The organism is Acidimicrobiales bacterium (genome assembly GCA_036491125.1).
GTDB lineage: Bacteria > Actinomycetota > Acidimicrobiia > Acidimicrobiales > AC-9 > AC-9.
Map to the genome: position 1 here is coordinate 1 of DASXCO010000104.1, position 10,563 is coordinate 10,563.

Genomic DNA, 10,563 nt, shown 5'->3' on the forward strand with positions numbered 1-10,563 from the left:
GCCGCATAGCATCAGTAGAACTACGTAGATTTGGCGGCCTTCAGCGGCTCGACGGCCGCCAGCGACTCAGATGCGCTCGAGGATCGTCCCCGTCGCCAGGGCGCCGCCGCAGCACATCGAGACCAAGGCGGTCGTCTGGTCGGAGCGCTCCAGCTCGTGCAGAGCGGTGGTGATAAGGCGGCTGCCGGTGGCGCCCACGGGATGGCCGAGGGCGATGGCGCCGCCGTTGACGTTCACCTTCTCCATGTCCGGCTGGTGGACGCGCGCCCAGGACAACACGACCGATGCGAACGCCTCGTTGACCTCGAACAGGTCGATGTCACCCATGGTCATGCCGGCCTTGGCCAGCACCCGCCGGGTGGCGTCGACCGGGCCGTCGAGGTGGTAGTAGGGCTCGGAGCCGACCAGGACCTGGGCGACGATGCGGGCCCGCGGCCGGAGCCCGGCTGCGCGGGCCCGCTCCTCGGACATCCACAGGACAGCGGCGGCGCCGTCGGAGATCTGCGAGCTGTTGCCGGCGGTATGGATGCCGCCCTCGCGGACGGCGTTGAGCTTCGCCAGGCCCTCGGCCGTGGTGTCCCGAGGACCCTGGTCACGGTCCACGAGCCGGCGGCTCCCGATCGGTCCGTCGGGGCCGACCTCGGGCGCCTCGACTGCGGCGATCTCCCGATCGAAGCGTCCCTCGGCCTGGGCACGCGCCGCGTGCTGCTGGGACGCCAGGGCGAGCGCGTCGACATCCTCGCGGGTGATGCCCCGACGCTCGGCGATGCGCTCGGCCGCCCCGAACTGGTCGGGCATGTCGGCGGGATAGCCCTCCGAGCGGGGTATGCCCGGGCCGTTGAACACATTCATGCCCAGGCCGACCCGGCTCATGGCCTCGATGCCGCAGGCGATGCCCACGTCGAGCGCCCCCGCCGACACGAGCCCGGCGACGAGGTGGTTGGCCTGCTGCGAGGAGCCGCACTGGCAGTCCACCGTGGTGGCCGCCGTCTCGAACGGCAGCCCGGCACCGAGCCAGGCGTTGCGGGTGACGTTCGAGGCCTGCTCGCCGGCCTGGGTGACGCAGCCGCCGACGACCTGCTCCACGTCGGCGGGGTCGATGCCCGCCCGCTTGATGACCTCGACCTGGGCGGCGGCGAGGATGTCGGCGGCGTGCATGCCCGAGAGCACACCGTTGCGCTTGCCGATCGGGGTGCGCACGGCCTCGACGATCACGGGCTGGCCCATGGATGTTCCCTCCTGCTGCTGGTCCCGGCTTAGGTTATTGGAATCTGTTCTAGTCTGTGGCGGCGTGGCCCCGGCGCAGGGCCATTCGGGACAAAGGAGCGTCGATGGCTGATCTCGGATTCTGGAGCATCGCCGGGGAGGACCCCGACCACTTGGCGGTGGTCGACCCCGACGGCACCGAGATCAGCGCCGGTCAGCTGCTTGGTGCAGCAAACCAGCTGGTGCACGGCCTGCGCCAGCTCGGGCTCGAGCCGGGCGATTCGATCGCCATGGTGCTGCCGAACAGCGTCGAGGTCTTCGAGCTCTATCTCGCCGCCCTTCAGGCCGGCTGGTACCTGATACCGATCAACCACCACCTCGTCGCACCGGAGATCGCCTACATCGTCGAGGACTGCGACGCCAAGGTGCTCGTGGCCCACGAGCGCTTCGCCGATGCCAGCGCGGCGGCGGCCAAGGAGCTGGGATTCGCCGCGGACCGGAGCTTCGCCGTGGGTTCGGTGCCCGGTTTTCGTTCCTACGAGGAGCTCAAGGAGGGACAGCCGACCGCGCTCCCCTCCGACCGCCTCACCGGCGCGGTCATGAACTACACCTCGGGCACGACGGGCAAGCCCAAGGGAGTCCGCCGGCAGCTCCCGGCGGCGGACCCGGAGACGAGCGCCATCGCGTCAGGCGGGATGCTGCTGCTCTTCGGCTTGCAACCCCACGACGCCAACGTGCACATCTGCGGCTCTCCGCTGTATCACACCGCCGTGCTGGTCTTCGCCGGAGGCGCGCTCCAGCTCGGCCACACGGTCGTGCTGATGGACAAGTGGACACCCGAGGGAATGCTCGAGCTGATCGACCGCTATCGGGTGACCGGCAGCCACATGGTGCCCACCCAGTTCCACCGCCTGCTGGCCCTTCCCGACGAGGTCAAGGCCAAGTACGACCTCTCGTCGCTCCGTCACATGGTCCACGCCGCCGCCCCCTGCCCCGTCGACGTGAAGCGGGGGATGATCGAGTGGTGGGGGCCGGTGATCGACGAGTACTACGCCGCCAGCGAAGGCGGAGGCACGATGGTCTTCTCCGAGGACTGGCTGACGAAGCCGGGCACCGTCGGCAAGGCGTGGCCGATCTCGGAGGTGGTGATCCTCGACGACGAGGGCAAGGAGCTGCCCGCGAACGAGATCGGCACCGTGTACATGGCCATGGGGGGGGTCGAGTTCGAGTACTACAAGGACAAGCAGAAGACCGAGAGCAACCGGGTGGGGCGGTTCTTCACCGTCGGCGACATCGGCTATCTCGACGACGACGGCTACCTCTTCCTTCGGGACCGCAAGGCCGACATGATCATCTCGGGCGGGGCCAACATCTACCCGGCCGAGATCGAGGCCGTCCTGCTCGGTCACCCGAGGGTCGGAGATGCGGCGGTGTTCGGGGTTCCCCACGACGACTGGGGGGAGGAGGTGAAGGCGGTCATCGAGCCCGCGGCCGGCGTGGAGCCCTCTCCCGAGCTGGCCGAGGACATCCTGGCCTTCTGCGCCGACAAGCTGGCCCGGTTCAAGACACCGAGGTCGCTCGACTTCGTCGTCGAGATGCCCCGCGACCCCAACGGCAAGCTGTACAAGCGCCGGCTCCGCGACCCGTACTGGGAGGGACGGGAACGGGCCATCTGATGGCTGATCCCTCGGGCCGGCCTCCCGGGCCGGCCTCGGCTCCGTCGTCCGACAAGGTCAGGCTGGACCTCGACGGTCCGATCGCCACCATCACCAACGCCAACGTCGACAAGCAGAACGCCTTCGACGACGAGATGGACGCCCGGCTCTGGGAGATCCTCGACGAGCTGAAGCGACGTCCCGACCTACGGGCCGTGATCTGGCGCGCCGAAGGCAAGTCGTGGTCGTCGGGGCGCGACGTGAGCGCCATCGGCACGCTCGTCCAGGCCGCCTCGCACCACGAGCTCATGTCCCAGGGTCATCGCGGCATCCAGCAGCTCTGGGAGATCGAGGCTCCGGTCATCGTCGCCATCCAGGGCTGGGCCATCGGTGGATCCTTTCAGCGCGCCCTGCTGTGCGACATCCGCATCGCCGCCGAGGACGCCCGGTTCGCGTTGCCCGAGGCGACCTACGGCGTGATCCCCGACACAGGCGGCGTTGGAGTGCTTTACCAGATGTGCGGGCATGGTCTGGTGAGCGACATGGTGCTCACCGGCCGCCGTCTCTCGGCGGCCGAGGCGTTGGACCACGGGATCGTGTCGCGCGTCGTGCCTCGGGACGAGCTCGACGTCACGGCCCGCGAGATGGCAGAGAAGATCGCCTCGGCGCCGGCGGCGACGGTCAAGATGGCCCGCCGGGTCATTGCCCGCCTCGCCCAGCCCCAGCAGCGGGCGGCCATGGGCGACGAGCTCATCTACCAGACGTTCGTCAACAAGAGCGACGACTACGCCGAGATGCGGGCAGCTCGGACCGAGAACCGGCCGCCCGTGTACCGAGGGAGCTGAGGGGAGGGGCGATGACGAAGGAGATCGCCGACCGGATCGAGATCGACGACTTGCTGACCCGGTACGCAACGGCCGTCGACACGAGGGACTGGGATCTCTACCAGTCGGTGTTCACCGCCGACGCAGTCATCGACTACACCTCGTCGGGAGGGATACGCGGCGAGCTGGCCGAGGTGACCAGGTGGCTGTCCGACGCGCTGTCGATCTTCTCGATGAGCCAGCACATGGTCACCAACCGTGAGATCCGTGTGGCGGGTGACACGGCGACGAGCCGCAGCTACTTCTACAACCCCATGGGCCGGACCAAGCGGGACGGCACCCTCGCCCTGATGTTCGTCGGCGGCTACTACCGCGACCAACTGCGCCGGACCGCCGCCGGGTGGCGGATCGCCGAGCGCATCCAGGACACCGCGTGGTTCAGCTCGGCGCCCGGGTCACCGGGGCCAGCGGCACCCCCCTGAGCGCGGCGAGCCGGCAGGAATCTGCCAGCGCCTCAGTTGCCTTGGCAGTACCCCGCGCGGTCGGCGTGATCCGTACCGTCGGCGCACCGCACGTGGGGGTTGTCGGGTGAGAAGACGCCCTGCGGGTTCTCCCACGAGGGCACCACCCATGCGTGAACCGTCCAACCGACTGTGCCAAGGAAGTTGCCTTGCACACTCGCGCACTGTGCGGCGGTCACATCGGCATCGGCTGGGAACAGTGGCTGTACCCCTCCTGGTCCGAACTTGACGCAGACGTTGCTGTGCCGCTGCCAGTGGTCGTTGGATCCAGCGAAGCCTTGCGGCAGTTGCTCGCTAACTGCGAAGTACACGAGGCCTATGACCTGGGAGGTCGCGGCGGTGCCGTCATAGATGAGTGCCTCCGGCCGACCGGGATCGAACCCTCCGGACGCGCCGCTGGGGGAGATGTAGGTGGCGCCTTTCCTCGGTGCAAAGCCGCCGCCGAGTTGATAACCGTTCGCGGTTGCGTCGGACGCAGTCGGATAGCGCAAGGCGAACGCGCGAGCGTCGATGAGCTGCTGCTCGAGCGAAGCATGGGTCCCAGGATCGAGTGGCTGGTCGAACTGCGACGCTGTCGCGAGGTCTTGCGTCTTGACCGCATGACTTACACCCGTTTGGTCATGCACGGCCGGCGACACGATCGCCGCGGTAGCGACCGCCAGCGCACCGAACGCGGCGATGACCGCCGGAGCCCTGGCGGTGACCTGATTCGACCATCTGGCGACGAGGACGGCGGCGAGCATCGCAGCAACCGCTTCGAGCGCGACCGTCACGCCGTCGGCGAACCTCACCGCTTCGGCGTGACCTGCGGTCCGGCTCACGGCCCACACAACGATGAGGGCGAGGCTGGTCAGCGCTGTCGCACGGAGCACCCATCGGGTCGGGAACACGACTACCGCGCCCGCCAGTCCTATCTGCAAACCCGCTGAGCCGAGAGCGGCGGCTCCGAGCAGCGTCGACTCACGGAAGTTCGACGGTGCAATGGCGAGGTGCACGGCAGCTGCTCCGAGGAGCAGGGCACCGAGCAACAGATACACGGGGAGAGCGCGTCGAATATGGCTACCGGCGCTCGAGGGGGCCAGGGATGGCGCCGGCGGAATATGTGTAGCGAGAGAACGGTCCAGGACGTCGCTCACGTTGCCGCGTCCGTTGGTGGCCTCGGCGCTTCGGATCGACATCGTCGGGTCGCGGCGCTGCACTGTCAGGCCCCCAGGCGCCAGACCAGCGCAGAGCGCCCCACACCGTTGCGCCGTCCGATCATGCGCACCTCCCTGAGTGTCGACGCGGCCCCCCTAGCCTCGGCTTGGCGTTCGGAACCGTACTCCCCCCGAGCGTGGAACAGCCAAGTCCAATTGGGGCGAACCCGGCGAAGTCGCTCACGCCCGACGCCTGGTGCCCGGATAGGGCCGTTCTGGGCCAGACCAGTTATCCTGACGCCACGTCAAAGGCTCACAGTGGGGGTCCGTGATGCTCGACTGCAAGATCGCCGGAGCCAGCTTGGTCGACGGCACGGGCTCGCCCCGGCGGCGGGCCGACGTGGGCATTCGCGACGGCAGGATCACCGCCGTGGGCGAGGTGGACGAGCCCGCCCGACGGACCATCGACGCCACCGACCTGGTCGTGGCGCCGGGGTTCATCGACATCCACACCCACTACGACGCCCAGGTCTTCTGGGACCCGAGCGCCAGCCCGTCGCCGTACCACGGGGTGACCACCGTCGTCGGTGGGAACTGCGGCTTCAGCATCGCCCCGATGGCGCCCGAGCACGCCGACTACGTCATGCGCATGCTGGCCAAGGTCGAAGGGATGCCCATCGAGGCGCTGCAGGCCGGGCTCGATTGGGACTGGGGGTCCTATGGCGAGTGGCTGGGCCGGCTGGACGGCCGGCTGATGGTGAACGCCGGGTTTCTCGTCGGCCACTCTGCTCTTCGGCGCTCGGTCATGGGCGAGGCGGCCGTCGGGGCGGAGGCGTCCGAGGAGCAGGTGGCCGAGATGGTCCGTGTCCTCCACGAGTCCCTCGCCGCCGGCGGCCTCGGGTTCTCGTCATCGCGCGCGCCGACCCACAACGACGGGGACGGCCAGCCGGTGCCGTCCCGCCATGCGACGACCGAGGAGATGATCTCCCTCGCCTCCGCCGTGCGGGACCACCCGGGGACCACGCTCGAGTTCATCCCGACGGTCGGCGCGTTCAAGGACGAGCACATGGACCTCATGGCTTCCATGTCCCTTGCCGCCAACCGCCCCCTCAACTGGAACCTCCTCGCCATCACCTCCCGCAACCCTGACGGAGCCGCCAACCAGCTGGGGGCGTCGGACTACGCGGCAGAGCGGGGAGCCAAGGTGGTGGCCCTGGCCGTCGCCGACCCGGTGGAGGTGCGCCTCAACTTCCTCTCCGGCTTCATCTTCGACGCCTTGCCAGGCTGGTCGGCAACGATGAGCCTGCCACCTGGCGAGAAGATGAAGGCGCTCCGCGACCCTGACGAGCGACGGCGGCTCCGGGAGGGCGCAGCGTCACCCGACGCCGGCATGCTGCGGGCGATGACCAACTGGAAGACGCTGCGCATCGCCGAGACCTTCGATCCGGTCAACGAAGGTCTGACCGGCCGTCTCGTGGGCGACATCGCGGCCGAGCGGGGCGAGGACCCGTTCGACGCGCTCCTCGACATCGTCATCGCCGACGAGCTGCGGACCGGGCTGCTCCTCCCCGCCAGCGGAGACGATCCCGAGAGCTGGAGGCTCCGGGCGAACCTGTGGCGCGATCCTCGAGTCGTCATCGGGGCGTCCGACGCCGGTGCCCATCTCGACATGCTGAACACGTTCATCTACACGACGTCGCTCGTCGGCCCCTCGGTTCGCGATCGTCAGCTCCTTCCCCTCGAGGAGGCGGTGCATCTGATCACCGAGGTCCCCGCCCGCCTGTACGGCATCAGGGACCGGGGCCGTGTCGCCGAGGGCTGCCACGCCGACATCGTCGTCTTCGATGAAGCGCGCGTCGGGCCGCGGCCGGTGTCCACCCGGTACGACCTTCCCCGCGGCGCCGGCCGCCTCTATGCCGAGGCGGACGGCATCGAGCACGTGCTGGTCAACGGGACGGAGATCGTGAGAGCCAACATCCTCCGCGAAGACTGCCCGGGAACGCTGCTGCGCTCGGGCCGCGACACCGACACGGTGGAAGTGCCAGGCGGCCATGGGTAAGGACAAGACCCGGGTGCCGGTCATAGAGGGCTGGTTCACCATGGACGACGACCGGCCCCAGCTGCTCGGCAGCCGGTGCTCGTCGTGCGGCGCCCGCTTCTTCCCGAAGGCCGCCGCCTGTCGCAGCCCGCAGTGTGGCCAGGGCCAGCTGGAGGACGTACCGCTGAGCCGAACGGGGCGCGTCTGGTCGTTCACCGACAACCGCTACCAGCCGCCGCCGCCGTACGTCGCTTCCGACCCGTTCGAGCCCTATGCCATCGCCGCCGTCGAGCTCGCGGACGAACGCATGGTCGTGTTGGGCCAGCTCGAGTCCGGCGTCGATGTGACCGCGCTCGGCGTGGGCGCCGAGATGGAGCTGACGCTCGGGACCCTCTACGAGGACGACGAGCACGAGTACCTGGTGTGGAAATGGAGGCCGACTGGTGCCTGACGCGAACGGACAGGTGGCGATCCTGGGCGTGGGCATGCACCCCTGGGGGAAATGGGGCCGGAGCTTCGTGGAGTACGGCGTGACCGCCGCTCGGGCCGCGCTCGCCGATGCCGGCCTTCAGTGGCCAGAGATCCAGTACGTCGCCGGCGCCGATACCATCCGCAACGGCTACCCGGGCTACGTGGCGGGGGCGACCTTCGCCCAGGCGCTCGGATGGTCAGGGGCGCGCGTGTCGAGCTGCTACTCGGCCTGCGCCTCGGGGGCGACCGCCATCGACATCGCCCGGGCGAGGATCCTGGCCGGCCTGTGCGACGTCGCCCTCGTCATCGGTGCCGACACCACGCCCAAGGGCTTCTTCGCCCCGGTGGGAGGCGACCGACCGGACGACCCTGACTGGCTGCGTTTCCGCCTGCTGGGAGCCACGAACCCCACCTACTTCGGCCTCTACGCCCGCCGCCGGATGGAGCTCTACGGCGCGACCGAGCGGGACTTCGCCAGGGTCAAGGTCAAGAACAGCCGTCACGGCGCGACCAACCCGAACGCTCGGTACCAGAAGGAGGTGGGCGAGGACGAGGTGCTTGCCTCCCCGGTCGTCGCCAGCCCGCTGCGGCTGCTGGACATCTGCGCCACGAGCGACGGGGCCGCGGCGGTCGTGCTGTCGAGCCTGGATTTCGCCCGACGCAGGCGGCGCCGGGCGGTAAAGGTCGCCGCCGTCTCCACGGTGACGCCGCGGTATCCGAACACGGTGATCGAGATGCCCAACTTCGCCACCGACTCGGCCACTGGTGTGGCTCCCCCGGATCTGGCCTTCCGTGACTCGATCGCGCACGCCGCCTACGACGAGGCGGGGGTGGGTCCCGACGATCTCGACCTGGCCGAGGTCTACGACCTGTCAACGGCGCTGGAGCTCGACTGGTACGAGAACATCGGCCTGTGCAAGGAAGGAGAGGCCGAGCGGCTCCTCAACGACGGCGACACCACGTTGGGCGGCCGCATCCCGGTGAACCCGAGCGGCGGGCTGGCCTGCTTCGGAGAGGCCGTCCCCGCCCAGGCCATCGCCCAGGTGTGTGAGCTGACGTGGCAGCTGCGGGGAGAGGCCGGCGGCCGCCAGGTCGAGGGGGCCAAGGCGGGCGTGACCGTCAACCAGGGGCTCTTCGGCCACGGATCGTCAGTGGTAGTGGTGAGATGAGCGAGGCCTACATCGTCGACGCGGTACGGACCCCCGTCGGGAAGCGGGGCGGGGGCCTGAGCCAGGTCCATCCCGCCGACCTCGGGGCCCGCGTGCTCCAGGCGCTCATGGCGCGCACCGATGTCGACCCCGCGGCGGTGGAGGATGTGCTGCTCGGCTGTGTCGACACCATCGGGCCCCAGGCCGGCGACATCGCCCGGACGTGCTGGCTGGCCGCGGGGCTGCCCGAGGAGGTCCCGGGCACGACGATCGACCGGCAGTGCGGCTCCTCCCAGCAGGCGCTGCATTTCGCCGCCCAGGCCGTGATGAGTGGCACGAACGACCTCGTCGTGGCGGGCGGCGTGCAGAACATGAGCATGATCCCGATCGCGTCCGCGCTCACAGCCGCCGAGCCCCTCGGCTTCTCGGACCCCTTCTCCGGTTCGTCGGGATGGGTCGCCCGCTACGGCACCCAGGAGATCTCCCAGTTCCGCGGGGCGGAGATGATCGCCGACAAGTGGGGCGTCTCGCGCGAGGACATGGAGCGGTTCGCCCTGGAGAGCCATCGCCGGGCCCGGCAGGCCATCGCCGAGGGTCGGTTCGAGCAGGAGATCGTGGGGCTCGACGGCGTCACCACTGACGAGGGCCCGCGCGACACGTCGCTCGAGAAGATGGCGTCGCTGCCCACACTCGTCGACGGAGGCCGCCTCACCGCGGCGGTGTCGAGCCAGATCTCCGACGCCGCCAGCGCCATGCTCGTGGCATCGGAGCGCGCCGTGCGCGACCACGGGCTGCGACCCAGGGCCCGTGTCCACCATCTCAGCTGCCGAGGGGCCGATCCCGTCTACATGCTGACGGCGCCGATACCCGCGACCGCCTACGCCCTCGAACGCTCGGGGCTGTCGCTGGACGACATCGATCTCGTCGAGATCAACGAGGCGTTCGCCTCGGTGGTGCTGGCGTGGCAGCAGGAGACCGGCGCCGACCTGGACAAGGTCAACGTCAACGGGGGCGCCATCGCCCTCGGACATCCGCTTGGCGCCACCGGGACGAGGCTCATGACGACCCTGCTGTGCGAGCTGGAGCGGACGGGCGGGCGCTACGGGCTGCAGACCATGTGCGAGGGCGGCGGCCAGGCCAACACGACGATCATCGAGCGACTCGCCTGAAGCTGGGAAGGCGTTCTCCCGTCGTTGGTGCCGCCGGACCGCCGCGCCCACTCGCTGACCACAGGCAGGCGATCCGGCCCGGTCGCATCGTCGGCGTTCTGCGAAATCGCCGCCGATGCGCCGGCCGGCTCGCCGTACGCGCTCGATCGCAACTGAACGCGACATGAACAGCTGGGTCGGCACTCTACGAGCGACCTTGTAGCGTTCAGGCCGCAGAAACGGCACCTGAACGCCGCGAGAAAGGGTTGCACGGGACTCAGCGAGCGAACTTGTCGCGAGGAGCGCGATTTGTGCGGCAGTCTGCGCCGGATCGCCGCCCCGCCCACGGGCCCAGAGGGAGTGGCAGCGCCGCTCACTCGCGAACGCCTCCGTCTACCACGGGCGTGACGCCAGGT

At 69.5% G+C, this 10,563-nt stretch carries 9 protein-coding genes; 7 read left to right on the plus strand and 2 right to left on the minus strand.

Features of this window, described 5'->3' with window-relative positions; translation table 11 throughout:
• Positions 1-66: 66 nt before the first annotated feature.
• Positions 67-1,227 carry a steroid 3-ketoacyl-CoA thiolase gene (locus VGF64_08915; protein ID HEY1634864.1) on the minus strand — a complete coding sequence of 387 codons (1,161 nt, stop codon included), beginning with the start codon at positions 1,225-1,227 and terminating at the stop codon, positions 67-69.
• A gap of 104 nt (positions 1,228-1,331) precedes the next feature.
• Here VGF64_08915 and VGF64_08920 point away from each other — a divergent pair, with 104 nt between their 5' ends.
• Genes VGF64_08920 through VGF64_08930 form a run of 3 tightly spaced genes read left to right on the plus strand, consistent with a single transcriptional unit; the run spans position 1,332 to position 4,167 of the window.
• On the plus strand, positions 1,332-2,882 hold the full coding sequence (locus VGF64_08920; GenBank protein HEY1634865.1) for an acyl-CoA synthetase: 1,551 nt from the start codon (positions 1,332-1,334) through the stop codon (positions 2,880-2,882).
• Positions 2,882-3,706 carry an enoyl-CoA hydratase/isomerase family protein gene (locus VGF64_08925; protein ID HEY1634866.1) on the plus strand — a complete coding sequence of 275 codons (825 nt, stop codon included), beginning with the start codon at positions 2,882-2,884 and terminating at the stop codon, positions 3,704-3,706. Before VGF64_08920 ends, VGF64_08925 begins: the two co-directional genes overlap by 1 nt.
• 11 nt (positions 3,707-3,717) lie before the next feature.
• The gene (locus VGF64_08930) at positions 3,718-4,167 is read left to right on the plus strand and encodes a nuclear transport factor 2 family protein (GenBank protein HEY1634867.1); all 450 of its coding nucleotides are present in this window, start codon (positions 3,718-3,720) and stop codon (positions 4,165-4,167) included.
• Between the two features lie 32 nt (positions 4,168-4,199).
• On the opposite strand, the gene VGF64_08935 is transcribed toward VGF64_08930, so the two are convergent.
• A complete protein-coding gene (locus VGF64_08935) occupies positions 4,200-4,997 on the minus strand; it encodes a hypothetical protein (GenBank protein ID HEY1634868.1) in 798 nt (265 codons plus the stop codon).
• Between the two features lie 676 nt (positions 4,998-5,673).
• Here VGF64_08935 and VGF64_08940 point away from each other — a divergent pair.
• The 4 genes from VGF64_08940 to VGF64_08955 are packed head-to-tail and all read left to right on the plus strand — an operon-like array spanning position 5,674 to position 10,168.
• Positions 5,674-7,401, plus strand: a complete 1,728-nt coding sequence (locus VGF64_08940; protein HEY1634869.1) for an amidohydrolase family protein — start codon at positions 5,674-5,676, stop codon at positions 7,399-7,401.
• A 13-nt stretch (positions 7,402-7,414) separates the two neighbouring features.
• Complete coding sequence (locus VGF64_08945; GenBank protein ID HEY1634870.1) at positions 7,415-7,831, plus strand: OB-fold domain-containing protein; 417 nt, start codon at positions 7,415-7,417, stop codon at positions 7,829-7,831.
• The gene (locus VGF64_08950) at positions 7,824-9,020 is read left to right on the plus strand and encodes a lipid-transfer protein (protein HEY1634871.1); all 1,197 of its coding nucleotides are present in this window, start codon (positions 7,824-7,826) and stop codon (positions 9,018-9,020) included. Before VGF64_08945 ends, VGF64_08950 begins: the two co-directional genes overlap by 8 nt.
• The gene (locus tag VGF64_08955; GenBank protein ID HEY1634872.1) at positions 9,017-10,168 is read left to right on the plus strand and encodes an acetyl-CoA C-acetyltransferase; all 1,152 of its coding nucleotides are present in this window, start codon (positions 9,017-9,019) and stop codon (positions 10,166-10,168) included. The genes VGF64_08950 and VGF64_08955 overlap by 4 nt, the downstream gene beginning before the upstream one ends.
• Positions 10,169-10,563 lie beyond the last annotated feature (395 nt).

What these genes read in the sequence shown, in the direction of transcription:
- VGF64_08925 (HEY1634866.1), top strand. Translation starts at nt 2,882, where the DNA reads ATGGCTGATCCCTCGGGCCGGCCTCCCGGGCCGGCCTCGGCTCCGTCG.
- VGF64_08940 (HEY1634869.1), top strand. Translation starts at nt 5,674, where the DNA reads ATGCTCGACTGCAAGATCGCCGGAGCCAGCTTGGTCGACGGCACGGGC.
- VGF64_08920 (HEY1634865.1), top strand. Translation starts at nt 1,332, where the DNA reads ATGGCTGATCTCGGATTCTGGAGCATCGCCGGGGAGGACCCCGACCAC.
- VGF64_08915 (HEY1634864.1), bottom strand. Translation starts at nt 1,227, where the DNA reads ATGGGCCAGCCCGTGATCGTCGAGGCCGTGCGCACCCCGATCGGCAAG.
- VGF64_08955 (HEY1634872.1), top strand. Translation starts at nt 9,017, where the DNA reads ATGAGCGAGGCCTACATCGTCGACGCGGTACGGACCCCCGTCGGGAAG.
- VGF64_08930 (HEY1634867.1), top strand. Translation starts at nt 3,718, where the DNA reads ATGACGAAGGAGATCGCCGACCGGATCGAGATCGACGACTTGCTGACC.